The sequence below is a fragment of the Vagococcus sp. QWL-13 genome (genome assembly GCF_058683555.1).
Genome location: NZ_CM178746.1, coordinates 771,876 through 791,492 on the forward strand (window position 1 = coordinate 771,876; position 19,617 = coordinate 791,492).

Genomic DNA, 19,617 nt, shown 5'->3' on the forward strand with positions numbered 1-19,617 from the left:
AATTCAGGCTGTCTTAGTATAATGTATGGAGAACAATGGGATAGGAGCGAGAAAGATGAAAAGCTCATGGAGAATATTTCTGACAATCGAATGTTTATTGTTAGTTTTGGCTGTGTATCAAATCATTCATAATACACCAGCGTTGATATTTTTAATATTTGGCGGTCTGAATTTAGTGTATGCCCTGAAAAAAAGTCCAAGGACCTCTTTTAATCAATTCCAATTAGTTTTGGGGATTGTTGTAGGGATTTTAAGTTTGCTGACCAGCGGTGCCACAGTTTGGATCATGGTAATCATCGGTGTGCTTTACTTCGGGCTAAAAGGGGTGGAAGCAACAGGGGTCAATATGATGGACCAGTTTGAAAATGCCCCGTGGCGGAAAAAACAGATGATGATGATTCAGACTACGGATACAGAATCAAAAAATGGTCGTCGGTTTAAGCGTCCTTGGATTGGCAATCAGCGAATTGGAACAAACGTTTACGAATGGGACGATATAAATTTCACCATCTTCTCAGGAGATACAATCATAGATTTGGGTAATACTTTGTTACCAAAGGAAAATAATGTTATCATTATCCGCAAAGGATTCGGAAGAACACGGATACTAGTGCCCTTAGGTATAGGACTCATGCTTGAGCATTCTACACTGAGCGGGAACGTTATTTTTGAAGAGGATTTTTTCAAGTTGAAGAACGAATCCCTGAAAGTTTTTAGTGACGATTACGATCACAATGCAAGAAAGTTGAAAATTGTGACGAACACATTATTCGGTGATTTAGAGGTGATCCGTATATGATGTCCAAGCAGACCAGACCTTTGATTTTTCTATACACCTTTATTTTCAGTTTTATTGTGCTCGTCTTGACATTGTATACTTATTTTTATTCCCAAGGGAAACGGGAGTGGCTGAAAGAATTATTCCGCACAAAAATAACTTATATACCCTTGATCGTTTATCTTATTTTGATAGCCCTTGTGGTCAGTACCATGGTGTATATCGTGCTGTATTTTTCACACCGTTCCCAATATGGACAGCTGGAAGAAAAAATCAGCCTGCTGGCTAGAAACCACTATGAGAGTCCCTTGTTTTTGAAAACAGTCAAAAATGGGGAAGGGGATCCCTATATCTCAAATATCGATGAAGGTATAGAAAAAATCAGAGAACAAATGCTGACCATGTCAAAGGATTTGCAAATTTTGTCCAGCCGGCCTCAAATGGTGGACGGAGAATCAAAAGAACAAATCTTGCAGGAAGAAAGACACAGGTTGGCCCGTGAGCTCCATGATTCAGTCAGTCAGCAGCTTTTCGCAGCATCAATGATGATGTCTGCGTTGATGGAAGACGCTAAAAAAAATGGACAGCCTGAGGTCATTCAAAAACAGATGAACATGATCGGAGATATCATCAACGCCTCTCAATCTGAAATGAGAGCATTGCTTTTACATTTGAGACCGATCACCTTAGAAGGCAAAAGTTTGAAAAAAGGAATTGAGCAGCTTCTCGTTGAGTTGCAAACGAAAATCAAAATAGAGCTGCACTGGGAAGTGGAAGATGTCTCTCTGCAAAGTGCCATGGAAGATCATCTCTTCCGGGTAGTTCAGGAGTTGCTTTCCAACACATTACGCCATGCCAAAGCCAAGTCTTTGGAAGTTTTTCTTAAAAAAACGGACAAAGTCGTCTTGCTGCGGATGATTGATGATGGAGTTGGTTTTGATACTTCCAATAAAAAAGTGGGCAGTTACGGTTTGAACAATATTAATGAACGTATCACAGGCATGGGGGGAACATGTAAGATCATTAGTTTTGTCGGAAAAGGGACGAGCGTTGAAATCCGGGTACCAGTGATTGAGGAGGAAGAGGAAGAGTGATAAAAGTACTGTTGGTAGACGACCATGAAATGGTAAGATTAGGGGTGTCTTCTTACCTATCCATTCAGGAGGACATAGAAGTTATCGGGGAAGCCGAGAACGGAAAAATTGGTTACGAAAAGGCGTTAGCGCTGAAACCGGACATTATATTAATGGATTTGGTAATGGATGAAATGGATGGCATTGAATCGACCAAACTTATTTTAAAAGAATGGCCTGAAGCAAGGATTATTATTGTCACAAGTTTTATTGATGATGAAAAAGTTTATCCGGCGATTGAAGCGGGAGCCGCCGGTTATTTATTGAAAACATCTACAGCAGGAGAAATCGCCGACGCAATCCGGGCAACTTTCCGCGGGGAAACTGTTTTGGAACCTGAAGTGACTGGAAAAATGATGGAACGGTTGACGAGGAAAAACGAGCCGGTGCTCCATGATGACTTAACGAACCGTGAGCTGGAGATTTTACTGCTTATTTCGGAAGGAAAAAGCAATCAGGAAATAGCAGACGAATTGTTCATCACGTTAAAAACCGTCAAAACACATGTCTCCAACATTCTTTCCAAGCTGGATGTAGAGGATAGAACCCAAGCCGCGATTTATGCTTTTAAACATGGCATCGTAGATTAAATGTTTAGATAATTTAAGGAGATAAACAAGAGATGAAGCAAAGTTTTGCAATTATTGGGCTGGGACGTTTTGGTGCCAGTGTATGTACTGCTTTGATTGAAGCGGGGCAGGAAGTATTAGCGATCGACCGGGATGAAGACCGGGTGAATGAATACATGGACATTGCCACCCATGCAGTTGTGGCAAATGCACAAGATGAAATGGCGTTGCGTTCTCTTGGGCTAAGGAATTTCGATCATGTGATTATTGCAATAGGAGAGGACATTCAGGCAAGTATTTTGGTTACTTTAATGGCCAAAGAGATGGGAGTGGCTCGTATCACAGCCAAAGCCCAAAACACCTATCATGCCAAGGTTCTGGAAAAGGTGGGAGCTGATCATGTGGTTCACCCCGAGCGTGATATGGGGGAACGGGTGGCCCACCATTTGATCTCCAAAAACATTTTAGACTACTTGGAATTATCCGATGAGTATTCGATTGCTGAAATTCAAATTAGTAACAGCAAGTTTGCAGATAAAAGTTTGCTGCAATTGAATTTGCGTCAAAAATTCGGGTTGAACGTGATTGCCATCAGAAGAAAAAATCAGCGTTTGATTGTGTCGCCACCCGCAGATGAAGTAGTTTTATTGAATGACGTGCTTTTTGTCATTGGTGAAACCAAAGATGTGGAACATATGGATGATGTGATGAATTAGTTTTTGAATCAAGCAGGGCATTTTCACGGTGCTTCTGCTTTTTTATTTTTGTCCACGGTTATGAATAGCCGCCCAAGCATTGAAAGAAAAGATTTACCCATAATGTGCTATGATAAAGAAAGACAACAAGAGAAAGTGTGGTTAAATAGATGAAAATCAATGTTCTGGATAATGCACACAAGTGGTTTCAGACTGAGTTAGAACTTGAATCAGGCAGTTACGTACATTTTTTTGGGAAATATGGCGGTAAAACAAATGTCCACGATGGTTTTTCCACAGGGATGAGAGTCGAGAGTCCTGAAGAGCCTCTTGCTGTATTTGAAAAAGAAGGTATTACTTATTTTGTTGAGCATGCAGATGACTGGTTCTTTGCCGGTTATGACCTGACAGTAGGTTACGACGAACAAAAAGAGGAACCTATTTATTTCTTTCAAGAGGAAAAATAAAAAAACGCGGAAAGTTGGTCGAGATGACAACTTTTCGCGTTTTTAATTGAAAATTAGTAACCTAAAGTATAGTCCACAACATTTTTCGGAAGAGGCTGCTGCTCCTTGTAGGCATTGAGGTTTTCTAAAAGAATTTTCATGAATTTTTCTTGATAGTTGATTGAAATCCCTGAAATATGGGGAGTAATCAACACATTATCCAGAGACCAAAGGGGACTGTCGCTAGGCAGAGGTTCTTCTTCAAAAACATCTAAAGCTGCAAAAGCGATGTGCTCTGACTGACAGGCAGCTATTAAAGCTGAGGTGTCAACAGATTCTCCCCGCCCCACATTGACAAAGACAGTTCCTTTTTTAAAATTATCAAAACGTTCCTTATCAAATAAATGATGGGTTTCGTTTGTCAGGGGCAAAATACTGACAACGATATCCATGTCCGGCAAGACATGGTCTATTTCATCTTGCGGGAAAATATCAATAAAATCCGGCAGCTGGCGCCCTGAACGGTTTATGCCATAAACTTCTACTGCCATGGAACTGGCAACTTTTGCCAACTGCTGTCCAATATTCCCTGTGCCAACGATCAACATTTTTTTCAAAGCTAAATCATCGAGTCTGATTCTTTCCCATGTTTTATTTTTTTGTGCGCTGTACGCAGTTAAAATTCCGCGATAATGAGCCAAAAGCATGGCTATCACAGATTCGCTGATTTGAGAAGCATGTACCCCGCTGGCATTAGTCAATACAATGCGGGCTTTCTCTAATCGTTTTAGATCCAGATCGTCCACCCCGGCAGAATAGGTTTGAATCCAACGAAGACTTCCATGTCCTGCTTCCTTTAATTGAAGCAGCTGTTCTCCAATTTTTTTATCCCATCCCACAACGATGTCAACTTTTTTTAGCTCGTCAAGGGGCAACACGTCCTCTTGAGTTAATATCTTGAAGTCTGGGACACAATCTTTGATTGCTTGAATCGAGTGAGCCTTTAGCGGACGTAAAATCAGTAGATTGCTCATGGTATGTCACTCATTTCTATAAAGTTATTTTGTTTTCATCTCTTCCCGGATAACTTGGAAGTAGAAGAAAATACCTACGATCATAATGATTGTACTGGCGGGGACTTGGAAAAAGATGCCGGCAACTGCAGAGAAAAAAACAGGCAGTGTTGAGGCAAATAAAAGTATTTTAACACTTTGTCCTAATTTCAGACCTAGGAAACGCGCACCGCTCAGCAAGTGGGCTATAAAGGCGCCAAAGAAAAGGGAAAAAGCAAAGTCAATCAGAACCGGGCCCATCATACTTAAGACCACCAATAGGATTACAGTTAAACGGTTGCCCGTTGAAGTTCCCAGCTCTTTAAAAAAGTTTCGGGAAATCATGCTGCTGTCCGGTAATTTTTTGTACGGGATCACCATTTTATTTGTTTCGATCAATGAAGAGAGCAAACTGCCTTCTGCGGTGGCGAAGACTACTTCATCCTGCAGCAAACCGATGGCGATTTTATTTCCTGTGACATCTTTTTGTAATCGTTCCGCAGTTTGTATGCCGTCGGGATCAAAAGTAAAAAACATATAGTTGGTTTTATAGAGAAAACTGGCTTCTTCCTCATCGGTTGTCAGCCGGCCGTCTTGCACTGAAAACTCAGGCATTTCTGCGGCAATTTTACTCATATCATTTTGAAAAGTACCCAGCATTTCTATGGTCTGTGCCATGATTGGAACAAGTAAGACCAATCCTAAAAATAAAAAATAAAGAAAAGATTTTGCAAAGGGAAGGTCTTTGGCACTATACAGATTTGCCGGTTTTTTAAAAGATTCTTTAAATAACTGAAATGTGTTCATTCAGTTGCTCCTTTAGTTTAGTTTTATTTTATTGTATCTCTTTTTCAACGGGAATTCAAAATTCTGCGCCCCCTATAAAGCATTTATTTTGAATTTGGTTCTGAACAGTGATACATTAGACTTGTGTTAATAAAAATATAATAATTAATTATGGAGGTTTTGTTGATGAGCTATACATTACCAGATTTACCGTACGCATATGATGCATTGGAGCCGCACATTGATGTCGAAACGATGCACCTGCATCACGACAAGCATCATAATACCTATGTAACCAATTTGAACGCTGCGATTGAAAAATATCCTGAATTAGGCGAAAAAAATATTGATGATTTAGTAGCAGATTTAGCTAATGTTCCTGAAGACATTCGCACAGCAGTCCGCAACAATGGTGGAGGACATGCCAACCATGCATTCTTCTGGGAAATCATGGCACCTAATGCCGGCGGCGAACCGACTGGGGCGATTAAAGCTGCTATCGATGCTAAATTTGGCAGTTTTGATAATTTTAAAGCAGAATTCACTGCTGCAGCAACAGGCCGTTTCGGTTCTGGCTGGGCATGGTTAGTCGTTAATAACGGAGAATTAGAAGTGATGTCAACAGCTAACCAAGACTCTCCTTTAACAGATGGCAAGACACCAGTGCTTGGTATCGATGTTTGGGAACATGCTTACTATAAAAAGTACAGCAACGTTCGGCCAGACTACATCAAAGCATTCTGGAATGTTGTCAACTGGGATGAAGTCAATAAACGCTACGAAGCAGCAAAATAAAAAAAGAAATCAGACTTTCAGACGGATTCGTTTGAAAGTCTTTTTTTGTTTATCTTCATAATGCCGATAATAATCAAACATTATGCATTTAAATAAAGACCTTTAAATAAAAAGGGGTTGACTATTTCAAGCGGATCAGGTTAAACTGAGATAATCAAAAAATGAGAAAACTCTAATGGAACTTTTTTGAGCTCTTTTTATTCTAAGCTTTTATAGTAAAATAGAAGTAGCCAATGATAGCATGTTTTAGAAAATGACCACAAGTATTTCAATGAAAATATGCTATAATAAATGGAACTGAAGGAGGGCTTGAAATGAAAACTAAAAACGACTATCAGCAAGCGATGGAAATATTAATCGAAGAAGCAGATAAAATTAAAACACTGATCAGCAATCAGCGAAATCATTTGTGTATTGCTCAATGTAAAGCTTTCGAAGAAGTTGTTGATACCCAAATGTACGGGTTTAGCCGTCAAGTGGATTTTGCCGAAAAAATGGGCGTCATTTCATTAAAAGAAGGACAACAAATTTTAGCTGATTTAGAAAAAAAATTGAACCAAGTGTATTCTGAAATATATGAAGGTCAAAAAGAAACTCAGGAATAGAAGAGGTGTATGGTTTGGCAAAAAAAACAAAAAAGAGATTCTTTTTGGATTATGGCATTTTGATACCTTACCTCATCCTCTCTGTTTTGGGTGTCGTAATGGTCTACAGCGCCACTGCCTATCGGCTGATCACCAGTGATCCGCCCCAACCTGATACAGCCGCTGCGGCAAAACAGGCACTTTATCTGGGGCTAGGTCTGATATTGATGATCATCATTTATCAAATGAAAACAAAATTTTTGCAAAGTAAAGGGCTGCTTGTCTTGGGAATCGTAGTCATCAGTACCATGCTTCTTTTGACCAGATTTACCAAGATGTTTAGTTTGCAGGCTGGCGGGGCACAGGGATGGTTTCAGTTAGGACCAATCACATTGCAGCCGGTAGAGTTTTTAAAAATCATGGTCATCTGGTACTTGGCGTATATTTTATCACGCAGGCAGGACACTATCGTTCACGGATTTAAACAGGCAGTCTTAAAACCAGTATTGCTTGTGTCAAGTTTGATTTTTCTCGTGCTGATCCAGCCGGATACCGGCGGGGCAGCTATTTTAGTCTTGTTGGTCATTATTATGCTGCTTGCCAGCGGTATCAGCTATTGGTACGGCATCGTGATAGGGTTTGGCGGGGTCAGTTTAAGCTTTCTTGCCATCGAATTGGTCAGCTTGTTAGGGCCGACGCTGCTGCCCGAAAACAAACAGTATATCGTGGATCGATTTCTGGTCATGAGGAATCCTTTTATAGATGCATACGGCAGCGGATTGCAGATGGTTCATTCCTACTATGCCATGTTCAATGGCGGACTGTTTGGCCGGGGATTGGGAAACAGCATACAAAAGAAAGGTTTTCTGCCAGTAGCAGAATCTGATTTCATGTTTTCTATCGTTATTGAAGAACTAGGTTTGATTGTTGCTATGCTGATTTTATTGTTATTGTTCTTTTTGATTTTAAGAATCATCATGGTAGGGATAAGAGCTACACATCCCTTTAATTCTTTGATGTGTATTGGAATCGGCGGCATGCTGTTAGTTCAAACATTTGTAAATATTGGCGGCATCACCGGCATCATTCCGCTGACCGGGGTAACATTCCCGTTTTTAAGTCAGGGAGGATCGAGTTTGTTAGCTCTTTCGATTGCTGTCGGTTTTGTGTTAAATATAAGAGCCGATGAATTAAGAAAAAAATATCAAAGACAGGCTGAAGTTGTGATTCCAATGAAACAAACTCAGTAGAGAGGGGATATGGGTGAATGAAAAAAGTGTTGGTTGCAAATAGAGGAGAGATTGCTGTCCGAGTGTTCCGCGCATGTACCGAGTTAGACATGCCGACAGTCGGAATTTTTGCGGCGGAGGATGAAGATGCCATTCATCGATACAAAGCCGATGAAGCGTATCTGGTAGGAAAAGGGAAAAAACCGATTGAGGCCTATCTGGATATTGAAGATATCATAAGGATTGCTAAAAATTCTGGTGCAGACGGCATTCACCCAGGTTACGGCTTTTTATCTGAGAATGTGGCCTTTGCAAAAAGGTGTGCAGAAGAAGGCATCAAATTTATCGGTCCCTCTGTTGAAAATTTAGATATTTTCGGAGATAAAATCAAAGCAAAAGCTGCAGCTGATGAGGCTGGTATCCAGTCCATCCCAGGTACAGACGGACCTGTGGATCATTTAGACGGGGTATTAGCCTTTGGCGAAAGCCACGGGTATCCGCTGATAATCAAAGCAGCGCTTGGCGGCGGCGGCAGAGGAATGCGTATCGTCCGCAACGCCGAAGAAGCAAAAGACGGATTTTCCAGAGCCTCCAGCGAAGCTAAGGCTGCTTTTGGCAGTGGTGATGTTTATGTGGAAAAATATATCAGCGATCCAAAACATATAGAAGTACAAATCCTGGGAGACGAACACGGGAATATCGTCCATCTTTATGAACGGGATTGTTCTGTTCAGCGCCGTCATCAAAAAGTGGTCGAGGTGGCACCATGCGTTTCTATTTCCGAAGAGTTGAGGGAAGAAATCTGTGACGCTGCTGTCCGTTTGATGAAGCATGTGAGGTATTCCAACGCAGGGACTGTTGAGTTTCTGGTGGAAGGGGACCAGTTTTACTTTATTGAAGTCAATCCGCGGGTCCAAGTGGAACATACAATCACAGAAATGATTACAGATACAGATATTGTGGTGGCACAACTGCAAATTGCCCAAGGCTTGCAGCTCCATGAAGAAATCGGTATCCCGGAACAAAAAGACATCAAAATAAAAGGGGCGGCGATTCAATGTCGGATAACGACGGAAGATCCTGCCAACAACTTTTTACCTGACACCGGAACTATTGACACGTATCGTTCCCCGGGCGGTTTAGGTGTTCGTTTGGATGTAGGAAATGCCTACACGGGTGCAGAAGTAACGCCTTACTTCGATTCTTTGTTAGTAAAAGTGTGTACTTACGGCTCTGATTTTTCCAAAGCTGTGACAAAAATGAAACGGGCATTGAAAGAATTTAGGATTCGTGGTGTAAAAACCAATATTATATTTCTATCCAATGTAATCCATCATGAACAATTTCAAACCGGGGAAGCAAAAACGACTTTTATCGATGGTGCCCCTGAATTGTTTGTTTTTCCGCGGATTCGTGACCGCGGCAACCGGATGTTAAAATATCTTGGGGAAGTGACGGTGAATGGCTTCCCGGGGATAGAAAAGGTCAACAAGCCAATCTTTAGAAAACCTGGAAAAATTGCTTTGAATGCTGGTGATGCTGGTCCTACAGCTAAAAATATTTTAGATAGTCAAGGGCCAGAAGCGGTCAGTGAGTGGATCAAAAACCAAGAAGCTGTCCTATTGACAGATACCACATTCAGAGATGCCCATCAAAGTTTATTGGCAACTCGGGTAAGGACACAGGATATCGTAAAAATAGCCGGTTGTACTGAAGAAGCACTGCCGCAGCTGTTTTCATGCGAAGTGTGGGGCGGTGCGACATTTGATGTGGCCTATCGCTTTTTAAATGAAGATCCTTGGGTCAGATTGAGAAAAATCCGTGAGGCAATGCCTAATACCCTGCTTCAAATGTTATTCCGCGGTTCTAATGCCGTAGGGTATCAAAATTATCCTGACAATGTGATTGAAGAATTCATTAAAGAGTCTGCCCGTCAAGGCATTGATGTTTTTAGAATCTTTGATAGTTTGAACTGGCTGCCGCAAATGGAGAAAAGTATCCAAGTCGTCCGCGATACCGGAAAAATCGCAGAAGCAGCGATTTGCTACACTGGAGATGCTTTGTCTCAAACAAGAACAAAATATAATATCGACTACTATGTCGAGCTTGCTTTGGAGCTGGAAAAAATGGGGGCACACATCATTGCCATAAAAGATATGGCAGGGTTGATGAAGCCTCAAGCGGCTTACCATTTGATTAGTGCTCTCAAAGATAAAGTATCTTTGCCGGTCCATCTGCATATGCATGATACCAGCGGCAATGGTATCATCACATATTCGTCGGCAGTCCGGGCAGGAGTGGACATTGTGGATGTGGCAACAAGTGCCATGAGCAGTTCCACTAGCCAGCCAAGTATGAGCAGTTTCTATTACGCTTTGGGCCAAGATGAAAAAACACCTAAAATCGATATCGAAAATGCACAGCGGGTCAATCACTATTGGGAAAATGTCCGGAGTTATTATTCTCAATTTGAAAATGGCATCAACGCTCCTCAAACAGAAGTGTATGCTCATGAGATGCCGGGAGGACAGTATTCTAACTTGCAGCAACAGGCAAAAGCCGTTGGTTTGGAAGATCAATGGGAGAAAATCAAGAAAGTATATGCTGAAGTTAACCAAATGTTCGGCGACATCGTTAAAGTGACACCTTCTTCTAAAGTTGTAGGGGATATGGCGCTGTTTATGGTTCAAAATGAGTTGACGGAAGAAGATATTTACCAAAAAGGGGATACGCTGAGCTTCCCTGAATCAGTTGTCAGTTTTTTCCAGGGCGATTTAGGCCAGCCCACAGGCGGTTTCCCGGAAAAATTGAAAGAAATTGTTTTGCAGGGGCGTCCGTCCATTGATGTCAGACCTGGATCGCTGGCTGATCCTATTGACTTTGCTGACGTTGAAGCAGAGCTGGAAAAGTTGATTGAATACAAACCAAGTCATGAAGAAGTATTGAGTTATATTATGTATCCGCAAGTATTTTTAGATTACCGGAAAGCCAATGATACTTATGGAGATTTGACCGTTTTGGATACACCGAGCTTCTTTTACGGCATGCGGCCGAATGAAACGATTCGCGTGAAGATTGAAAAAGGCAAGCACTTTAATATCCGTTTGGATGAGGTCGGTGAACCAAACATTGAAGGAAATCGAATCCTGTATTTCATATTTAATGGTCAGCGCCGCGAAGTCGTTATCAAAGATAATAGCGTCAAGTCTCAAGTTATTTTAAAACCTAAAGCAGAGCCGACCAAGAAGGAACACTTGGGGGCAACGATGCCGGGTTCTGTTTTAGACGTACTTGTGGCAGCAGGCGATACTGTGAAAAAAGGTCAAACACTGATGGTCACAGAGGCGATGAAGATGGAAACAATGATTCAAGCGCCGTTTGATGGTATAATCAGTGTAGTTCACGCAGCAGCAGGGGATCCGATTCAGTCTGGAGACTTGCTGGTCGAGATCACACCGAGATAGTCAGCAGATGAAAGAGGGGAGAGCGTGTGAAAAGAGTTGCTCATTTTCTATTAGTATCAGTTGTTTTTCTGATCATAGCGTACATGCAGCCAATTGTTTTTCCCGATGATACGCCTCCCCAACCTCTTGATATTGGCTCGAAAGTTCCCGAAGAAAAAAACCAGAAGTTCATGCAGGGGAAGGTTTCTTCTTCAGGCTTATCTCAATATATTGGGAAAAAAACAGAGTCGTTTATTCAAAATTTTGGAGAGCCTATCGAGATACAAGAAGTGGATGACACTAGCTCATGGTGGATTTTTGGGGAGGATGGTTCTGATTTTCTACAATTGTTGATAGAAGATAAGGTGATTCAATCTATTTTTGTTTTGGGTTCCGCCGTTGACTGTGATTTTTTTAATATTGGGATGACATTGCATGAAATTTCGTCTGTCACCACGCTTTATTCCAACTTTAGTTTTAAGCAGGGTGAGAAAGATTATGTAGTGGAACTCACTGAAAAAGATATGAGTACGCAGCCCCTTGTGGCATTTGATAATGATAGTTTTGCGATTCTCCATATTGACGGAGAAAGTAAAAAGGTGACCGGGATCAGGTATTTGAGCACTGCTGTATTGCTGTCACTAATGCCTTACAATTTGCAGGAAGGAGAGCTTCCTGAGAAAAAAAGCAGTGATTCGGAAAGTCTAGAACTTTCCCAGAGACATTTGGAGAGACAGTTTTTCTCACTTGTCAATCTTATCCGCGAACGTGACGGGAAAGAAATTTTTGTTGCGAATGGACAGTTGTTTCAAGAAAGCAGCAGATTGCTTGCCAGCTTTTTAAAAGAAAAGGAAACTTTTTTGGAAACAGAAGCATTGGACGAGCTGGCAGTACAGATGAGCCTCCAGACTTACCGGCAGCCCTTTTATTTGACACAGAAGGAAATCGAAAAAATCGCAAAGGAAAACAAAGTTTCGATGGATGATACATACGGACTGGCCTATATGCCTACCCGTGATATTCCCTACATGCTGATGCAGTGGTATAGTAATTTTCTGTCACAGTTACCTCTAAACCAGATAGAACAGGGAGAAATCGGCGTGTCATTCAAGGATGATTTTGTTTTTCTGATGCTTAGCGAATCAGTGTCTGAGCAGACAGCAACAAGCGATTGAAGGAAAGTAGGAATAAAAGTAATGATTTACACTGAAGAAGTTTTTGCCATAGAGGACCAGCTTAACGAGTTAGTTAAAAGAATCATGGAAAGCGATACGATGGAAAAACTGATTTCTAGTAAAATTGCTATGGAAGAATCTGAAGATGTCCAGCGAAAACTCCGCAGTTTTTCAGAAGCGAAACGGGCTTTTGAGCGTGTTGAAGCTTATGGCAAACATGCGCCGGATTATAAGGAAAAGCGTCGGGCAGTCCGCAAGGAGAAACGCCGCATCGATACAGACCCGTTGATTATGAATTTTCGGAGAAACGAAACTGATCTGCAAGAAATTTTAGATAGGATTTCCTACCGTTTAGCACAGGTTGTCTCTCCGGACATTAAAATAGATGCAGGGAACCCATTTTTTGAGTTTGCCCAAAGAGGATGTGGAGGTAGCTGTCATGTTGGATAATGAAAAACAAGAGCAAATGTTGCCGTGGAAAAAACGCCGCGGACTGATCGTTTGGATGCACACCTTGCGCCCTTTGCGCCAATTGAGAAAATTCGGCATTATCAGTTATGTCTCAAGACAAATGAAATATGTTTTGATTTATATGGATGAGGTAGCCGTTGAAAAAAATATGTCGGTCATTGAGAAATTAAACTTTGTGCATCGTGTTGAGCGTTCTTACCGCCCGGATGTCTCTATAGAATACAGTAAAATCGATTTAGAGGATGATGACGGTTTTGATGTGGAAGAACTAGGTACGACCATCAAGCTGTCAGATGAAGTTTAATGAACTGAAAAATTCATCAAGTGCTTGATAAGCCGTCTTGATGAATTTTTTTATGAAATGGGAGTGGAATGCTGATGAGAATCGTGGCAGGAAAATTTAAAGGCCGAAGATTGAAAACGTTGGAAGGCAGCAACACCCGCCCCACATCTGATAAGATCAAGGGAGCGATTTTTAATATGATCGGCCCTTACTTTGATGGGGAAATCGTTTTGGATTTATATAGCGGCAGCGGCAATCTGGCACTAGAAGCATTGTCCAGAGGATGCAGTCGGGCCTATTGTGTCGATCATCACTATCAGGCTGTCAGAGTCATCAAGGAGAATGTCAGCTTACTGAAAGCGGAGTCTCAAGTTGTAATCATGAAAAAAAAGGCGGAGACCGCCCTGAAAGAATTTGCTGAGGCGGGCACAATCTTTGATGTGATTTTTTTAGATCCGCCTTATTTGATGCAGAAAATAGAAGAAGAACTGAATGTGATGCTGGATAGCGGTTTGATTGCTGAAAGTGGAATGATTGTTTGCGAAACAGATAAGTCTGTTGAACTGAATGAAAATATCCCTGGGTTGAAGTGTAAAAAAAATCAATTATATGGCAACACCAGGATTACAATATATCAAAAGAAAGCAGGCGTTTAGATGAAAAAGATTGGTTTATTTCCGGGAAGTTTTGATCCTTTTACTCTTGGTCACTTGAATACCATCGAACGGGCAGCCAAATTATTCGATGAAGTGGTCATTGCTATTATGACGAACACCAGCAAACAATCTTTGTTCACGCCAGATGAAAAAACGCAGCTTGCTGAACAGTGTACAAAACAATTGAACAATGTTTCAGTCGTGACCCATCAATCCGGGCTGACTGTTGAATTGGCAAAAGAGCTAGGGGCTTCTTTTTTGATCAGAGGCATCCGTAATATTCAGGATTATGAGTACGAAAAGAATATTGCTCAGATGAATCAAGCCCTGTTTTCGGAAATCGAGACGGTATTCTTGCTTGCTGCGCCGGAACATAGTAAATTAAGTTCCAGTCTTATCAAAGAAATCGCAAGTTTTGGGGGAGACGTTTCTAAATTTTTACCCGAAGCTGTTAACCAAGCAGTCATTAAGAAATATCAAGAAAAATAATTTTAAAGAAAAGGATTTTTGATGATGAAATTTCCTCATAACAGACGTCACAGAAAGCATATTGCAATTTTCATCAGTGTTTTTATCCTGTCATTTATAATGGCAGCGGGAATTTTTATTCCCATCCCTTATTTTATTGAAATGCCTGGCAGTGCTGAAGATGTCCAGCAGTTCGTTCGGGTGGACGGAAAAAGCAATGACCATACAGGCGCTTATTTACTGACGACAGTTGGTATTAGACAGGCTACACCTGCCACGTTTTTATTGGCAAAAAAAGACACCTTTCAAGAAATTATTCCTAAAGAAGATTTTTTAGGAGATCGCACAAGTGAGGAGCATGATTTGCTGGGAGAGCTGCAAATGTCATCATCTGAAAATATGGCAAAGAAGGTAGCTTTGGATTTGGCAGGGGAAACCTATCATTTTTCATACAAAGGTGTCTATGTGATGGATGTTATGGCGACCTCTGATTTTCGCGGGGAGTTGGCCGTTGGTGATTTAGTCTATCAGGTGGATGATTTATCTTTTGAGACAACGGAAGAATTTATGAATTATGTAGGGGCGAAGGAACTTGGAGACACTGTAAATCTGAAAATTGAACGTGATGGGGAAAAGAAATCTGTTTCCGGCAAACTCACGGAATTAAATGATGAGCAGCGGATAGGAGTTGGAATCACTCTGATCGAACGCAAGGAACTGGTGTCTGACCGCGACATCACATTTGAGGTGGAGGGCATTGGCGGACCGTCAGCAGGTTTGATGTTCACACTGGAAATTTATGAATCCCTTATTGGCAAATCTTTAAGAAAAGGTCGCCTGATAGCCGGTACCGGAGAAATAAAAAGTGACGGAAAAGTCGGGATGATTGGCGGTATCGACAAAAAAATAGTAGCCGCTGACCGGGCGGGGGCAGAAATCTTTTTCGCACCAGATGAACCCTACTCGAAGGAAGTCTTGGAAGAACATCCTGACCTGAAAAATAATTATCAGCAAGCGCTTGCCGCTGCAAAGAAAATAAAAACCAAGATGAAGATCATCCCAGTCAAAACAGTGCAAGATGCATTGGATTATATGGAAAGTTTGAAAAACAAAGACAGTAAGTAAGACTTGCTGTTTTTTTCTTGTAATCAGACAGCGGAAAGTTTAAGATTGATTATGAATGATCGGATAAGGAGAGGAAACAAGTCTATGGAAGAACAAATGATAGAAAAGCCATTTATAATCGGCAGCGTTCAGGCTGTTTTTTTTCAAAATCCGGCAAATTTTTATAAAGTGATGCTGATTGCGATTGAAGAAACCAGCAGTCATTATGAAGAACCTGAAATCGTGGTGACTGGAAGCTTTGGAGATATTTTAGAGGGCGAAACATATCAATTTTTTGGAGATGTGGTCGATCATCCCAGATATGGCAGACAGTTTCAAGCGGCTACTTATAAAAAAGTAAAACCTACTTCGGAAAACGGACTGGTAGAATATCTTTCCGGCGAAGCGTTTCCTGGAATCGGGAAAAAAACAGCCGAAAAAATCGTGGATATTTTAGGACCTGATGCCATTGAAATCATCATGAATGACCCCAGTCGTTTGTCAGAAGTCCCCGGGTTGACGCAAAAACGTCAGCAGGCGTTGCAGGAAGGCATCCGTGAAAATTACGGTATGGAACAAACCATTGTTTCCTTGCATGACTACGGGTTCGGCAGTCAGCTGGCAATGACGATTTATCAACTTTACAAATCAGAGACTCTTGAATTGATAGAAGAAGATCCTTATCGTTTGATTGAAGATGTTGAAGGTATCGGGTTTAAGCGTGCCGACTTATTAGCAGAGAGATTGGGCATCGCAGCGGATGCTCCCGTCAGACTGCGGGCAGCGGTCCAATTTGAATTACTGCAAAACTCCATGAGCGAAGGCAACACATATATGGAGGCGGAAGATTTACTCAAAGCAGTAATCGAAACGCTGGAGAACAGCCGTGCAGTGGAAATAGCTCCTCAGATGGTGGCGGATCAAATCATTCAGCTAGTGGAAGAAAATAAAATACAACAGGAAGAAACGAAAATTTTTGACAACTCTTTGTGCTTTGCAGAGATGGGCATCGCCACGTCTATCAAGCGTTTGTTATCCCGTAAAAAAAGGATACACTACGATGATGAACAAATTACGGACTTGATCAAAGTGTTGGAAAAGAGCAACGGTATGTCTTATGGTCCTTCCCAGATAGCAGCTATGAAAGAAGCCGTCTGTTCGCCTTTGTTCATTCTCACTGGTGGTCCTGGTACGGGAAAAACCACGGTGGTTAATGGCATTGTGTCATTATTTGCTGCACTTAATGATTTGTCTCTGGATATCAATGACTATCACGATGAAGTGTTTCCCATATTATTGGCAGCACCTACCGGCCGTGCCGCAAAACGGATGAATGAAACGACAGGCTTGCCGGCCAGTACGATTCACCGTATGCTGGGATTGACTGGTCTGGAGAAGAACAGCGTTGAGGAAGTGGAAGAACTGAATGGGGGTATTTTGATTGTAGACGAGATGTCTATGGTGGACACTTGGCTGGCAAATACTTTGCTAAAGGCGATTCCAACCAATATGCAGGTTATTTTTGTCGGAGATAAAGATCAGCTTCCTTCCGTTGGTCCTGGGCAGGTTCTGCATGATTTGCTGCAAGTGGATGATATCCCTAGTTGTGAATTGACAGAAATTTATCGTCAGGGAAACGATTCTTCCATCATCCCATTGGCTCACAGCATTAAAAACGGCGTACTGCCAAAAGACTTGCAAAAAAATCAAAAAGACCGGTCGTTTTTTGCCTGCACTGCTTATCAAGTGGAAAATTTAATCAGACAGATTGTACAAAAAGCCCAGATAAAAGGTTTTACAGCTCAAGATATTCAAGTACTGGCTCCCATGTACCGGGGAGTCGCAGGTATCGATAATTTAAATAAAATGATGCAGGAAGTTTTTAATCCTAATGACACGGGCAGGCGAAAAGAGGTTAAGTGGAACGATAAAGTTTACCGGATTGGAGATAAAGTCCTCCAGCTGGTGAACGAACCGGAGCTCAATGTTTTCAACGGGGATATGGGGATTGTTACGGGAATAATCTATGGCAAAGATAATGAAGACAAAGTAGATAAGCTGGTGATTTCTTTTGATCAGACCGAAGTGACTTATCAGCGGAACGAGTGGAATAAGATTACTTTATCCTATTGTTGTTCCATTCATAAATCTCAAGGCAGTGAGTTTAAAATGGTGATTTTGCCGATGGTGCAGCAATACTTTCGGATGCTGCAGCGCAATCTGCTGTATACCGGAATCACTAGGAGTCAGGAAAAGCTGATTCTGCTAGGGGAACCCGAAGCTTTCAGACGGGCGGCAGAAAATGAGGGAACCAATCGTAAAACGTATTTGCTGAACAGGATTTATGGTGCTATCGGAGTGCTTCAACCCGGCAGCCAGCCTGTCAGCTATGAGAATATGACGATAGAAAAAGCTTCAACAGAGAATCAGCCGGGATTTGCAATTGGCGAAGAAGATGTTTCGGTAGAACCAGAGGAGAAGGCAACTGAAAACTGGATATTGACACTGGATAAAATCCAGCACGGTATGATTTCCCCGATGATCGGCATGGATGAGACTTTGACACCTTATGATTTTCAAACTTAAAAAGACACAATCCGATAGTGAGATTGTGTCTTTTTTAAAACCAAAAAAATCTTTTTATAGTAGAAAGTCTCACATCAAAGTTTTGTTTAGGAATAATCTCCCCGCTCATTTGACCATACTCTTTGGATGAGGTGCTCAAATTTATTTCTCGTGCTTTGAAATGGGAAACATATTTGGACTCAAGGTGTTTGCCTCGCAACAAAAGAAAAACCAAATATAAAATTTTATAAAGGGGTATCCTTTCTACGACAACCAGTTCAATATTTTGATTAAAAGCAGAAGCTTTCGGGGCGATTTTTAAGCCGCCGCCAAAGTAAGGATGCTTGGTACAAGTGACAAGAAAGGCGCGCTCAAACACAGCATCTTCTTTTTCTGTCCTTACCGACAAGGGAAATCCTTTTTGCTGAAATAGTACCTTGATGGCTGAAAATAAATAAATAAATGCACCGATTTGCAGCCGGTTGAAGGACTGCTTTTTTTCAGATTGATTGGCAGCTGCCACAATGGAAGCATCTAAGCCGATCCCCAAGTTATTTGTGATCAAAGTTTCGTGACGTTTTACTTTGTCCAAACAATTTAAGAGAAATAATTCCTGGGGTTTGTCTGTCTTTAAAAGTAATTTCAAGGCTTCTAAAGGCTCCCGGGGAATTCCCGCACTTCGCGCAAAGTCATTTCCCGAACCGCTGGGGATATAGCCCAGGGGGATGTCTAAACGATTTCCCAAAGCATTAGTGACTTCGTGGAGAGTCCCGTCTCCTCCTAAAACTACCAGCAGAGGGTACGGAGATTTGAAATCTTTTGACCATGGCTTGAGAGTTGTTTCCAACAGGTCTTTGGAAAGTCCGATGGCGTGACCGGCATACTCCGAAGGGTAATAGTTATAAGGGATGTTATTTTTATTTAAATAATCTTTCACATCATTTGCGGCTTGCTTTCCTTTGCCGCCTCCTGAATGTTCATTCGCTATAATATGTAAAAACAAGTCATTCATAGTGAACCCTTTCGTTTGTTTGAATTGTCGGTAAATAAAAAAAGTCATTAGATCACATGGTATCGTGCTAATGACTTCTTCATCTTGAGTCAGTACAAGAATCGTTCATCGGAAAACTCCTTAAATAAGATTTTTCAATGCTTCTACTGCTTTTTCAATCGTAATACCGTAGCCAACTTTTGAATCATCTTTTGCATCATAAGCGATAAAAGTTTGGGTCTGTGTGTTTAAGGCCACACGGTATTTAAATTGAGCGTTATCGTAAATCATAACATTCTCTCCCTTCATAATTTTGCTAGAAGGCGTCTAACGTTTATTTGATAACGAAATTCCAACAGTCATATACTACACTAAAGCTTAAAAAAAAGCAAAC

20 protein-coding genes are annotated in these 19,617 nt (G+C 41.4%); 16 read left to right on the forward strand and 4 right to left on the reverse strand.

Translation table 11 applies throughout. The annotated features are described in order from the left end of the window. The first annotated feature begins 55 nt into the window (after window positions 1–55). The 5 genes from liaF to AC4PHI_RS03595 all read left to right on the forward strand — a co-directional run bounded on the left by liaF (window position 56) and on the right by AC4PHI_RS03595 (window position 3,642). Window positions 56–799: a cell wall-active antibiotics response protein LiaF gene (gene liaF / locus AC4PHI_RS03575; RefSeq protein ID WP_492200946.1), complete on the forward strand. Its 744-nt coding sequence runs from the start codon at window positions 56–58 to the stop codon at window positions 797–799. Beyond that, complete coding sequence (locus AC4PHI_RS03580) at window positions 796–1,872, forward strand: sensor histidine kinase (RefSeq protein ID WP_492200947.1); 1,077 nt, start codon at window positions 796–798, stop codon at window positions 1,870–1,872. The genes liaF and AC4PHI_RS03580 overlap by 4 nt, the downstream gene beginning before the upstream one ends. Beyond that, window positions 1,869–2,501, forward strand: a complete 633-nt coding sequence (locus tag AC4PHI_RS03585) for a response regulator (protein WP_492200948.1) — start codon at window positions 1,869–1,871, stop codon at window positions 2,499–2,501. The genes AC4PHI_RS03580 and AC4PHI_RS03585 overlap by 4 nt, the downstream gene beginning before the upstream one ends. Window positions 2,502–2,533: 32 nt before the next feature. Then, entirely contained in the window at window positions 2,534–3,196 is a 663-nt protein-coding gene (locus AC4PHI_RS03590) for a potassium channel family protein (RefSeq protein WP_492200949.1), read from the forward strand. Window positions 3,197–3,345: 149 nt separating this feature from the next. Continuing rightward, window positions 3,346–3,642, forward strand: coding sequence for a HesB/YadR/YfhF family protein (locus AC4PHI_RS03595; RefSeq protein ID WP_492200950.1), 297 nt, complete (start codon window positions 3,346–3,348; stop codon window positions 3,640–3,642). Window positions 3,643–3,695: 53 nt separating this feature from the next. Here the strand turns inward: AC4PHI_RS03595 and AC4PHI_RS03600 are convergent, their stop codons facing one another. Beyond that, window positions 3,696–4,655, reverse strand: a complete 960-nt coding sequence (locus tag AC4PHI_RS03600) for an NAD(P)-dependent oxidoreductase (protein ID WP_492200951.1) — start codon at window positions 4,653–4,655, stop codon at window positions 3,696–3,698. Between the two features lie 24 nt (window positions 4,656–4,679). Then, complete coding sequence (locus AC4PHI_RS03605; RefSeq protein ID WP_492200952.1) at window positions 4,680–5,480, reverse strand: DUF1189 family protein; 801 nt, start codon at window positions 5,478–5,480, stop codon at window positions 4,680–4,682. A gap of 165 nt (window positions 5,481–5,645) precedes the next feature. Between AC4PHI_RS03605 and AC4PHI_RS03610 the strand changes: the two genes are divergently transcribed. From AC4PHI_RS03610 to recD2, 11 genes are all read left to right on the forward strand, one after another. Then, the gene (locus tag AC4PHI_RS03610) at window positions 5,646–6,254 is read left to right on the forward strand and encodes a superoxide dismutase (protein WP_492200953.1); all 609 of its coding nucleotides are present in this window, start codon (window positions 5,646–5,648) and stop codon (window positions 6,252–6,254) included. Window positions 6,255–6,568: 314 nt separating this feature from the next. Next, the gene (locus AC4PHI_RS03615; RefSeq protein ID WP_492200954.1) at window positions 6,569–6,859 is read left to right on the forward strand and encodes a DUF1507 family protein; all 291 of its coding nucleotides are present in this window, start codon (window positions 6,569–6,571) and stop codon (window positions 6,857–6,859) included. A gap of 14 nt (window positions 6,860–6,873) precedes the next feature. After that, on the forward strand, window positions 6,874–8,088 hold the full coding sequence (locus AC4PHI_RS03620; protein WP_492200955.1) for an FtsW/RodA/SpoVE family cell cycle protein: 1,215 nt from the start codon (window positions 6,874–6,876) through the stop codon (window positions 8,086–8,088). A 17-nt stretch (window positions 8,089–8,105) separates the two neighbouring features. Continuing rightward, a complete protein-coding gene (locus tag AC4PHI_RS03625) occupies window positions 8,106–11,531 on the forward strand; it encodes a pyruvate carboxylase (RefSeq protein ID WP_492200956.1) in 3,426 nt (1,141 codons plus the stop codon). Window positions 11,532–11,557: 26 nt separating this feature from the next. Then, entirely contained in the window at window positions 11,558–12,685 is a 1,128-nt protein-coding gene (locus AC4PHI_RS03630; RefSeq protein ID WP_492200957.1) for a CAP-associated domain-containing protein, read from the forward strand. A 21-nt stretch (window positions 12,686–12,706) separates the two neighbouring features. Next, window positions 12,707–13,135 carry a YlbF/YmcA family competence regulator gene (locus tag AC4PHI_RS03635; RefSeq protein ID WP_492200958.1) on the forward strand — a complete coding sequence of 143 codons (429 nt, stop codon included), beginning with the start codon at window positions 12,707–12,709 and terminating at the stop codon, window positions 13,133–13,135. Beyond that, complete coding sequence (locus AC4PHI_RS03640) at window positions 13,125–13,460, forward strand: YlbG family protein (RefSeq protein WP_492200959.1); 336 nt, start codon at window positions 13,125–13,127, stop codon at window positions 13,458–13,460. Before AC4PHI_RS03635 ends, AC4PHI_RS03640 begins: the two co-directional genes overlap by 11 nt. 74 nt (window positions 13,461–13,534) lie before the next feature. Further along, a complete protein-coding gene (rsmD, locus tag AC4PHI_RS03645) occupies window positions 13,535–14,095 on the forward strand; it encodes a 16S rRNA (guanine(966)-N(2))-methyltransferase RsmD (protein ID WP_492200960.1) in 561 nt (186 codons plus the stop codon). After that, on the forward strand, window positions 14,096–14,584 hold the full coding sequence (coaD, locus tag AC4PHI_RS03650) for a pantetheine-phosphate adenylyltransferase (protein WP_492200961.1): 489 nt from the start codon (window positions 14,096–14,098) through the stop codon (window positions 14,582–14,584). It begins immediately after the preceding gene. A gap of 21 nt (window positions 14,585–14,605) precedes the next feature. Further along, window positions 14,606–15,688 carry a SepM family pheromone-processing serine protease gene (locus AC4PHI_RS03655; protein WP_492200962.1) on the forward strand — a complete coding sequence of 361 codons (1,083 nt, stop codon included), beginning with the start codon at window positions 14,606–14,608 and terminating at the stop codon, window positions 15,686–15,688. A gap of 84 nt (window positions 15,689–15,772) precedes the next feature. Then, on the forward strand, window positions 15,773–18,253 hold the full coding sequence (recD2, locus tag AC4PHI_RS03660) for an SF1B family DNA helicase RecD2 (RefSeq protein WP_492200963.1): 2,481 nt from the start codon (window positions 15,773–15,775) through the stop codon (window positions 18,251–18,253). Window positions 18,254–18,287: 34 nt separating this feature from the next. On the opposite strand, the gene AC4PHI_RS03665 is transcribed toward recD2, so the two are convergent. Together AC4PHI_RS03665 and AC4PHI_RS03670 are read right to left on the reverse strand one after the other, a co-directional pair. Next, window positions 18,288–19,244 carry a diacylglycerol/lipid kinase family protein gene (locus AC4PHI_RS03665; protein WP_492200964.1) on the reverse strand — a complete coding sequence of 319 codons (957 nt, stop codon included), beginning with the start codon at window positions 19,242–19,244 and terminating at the stop codon, window positions 18,288–18,290. Window positions 19,245–19,364: 120 nt separating this feature from the next. After that, window positions 19,365–19,514, reverse strand: a complete 150-nt coding sequence (locus AC4PHI_RS03670) for a hypothetical protein (RefSeq protein ID WP_170169981.1) — start codon at window positions 19,512–19,514, stop codon at window positions 19,365–19,367. Between the last annotated feature and the right edge of the window lie 103 nt (window positions 19,515–19,617).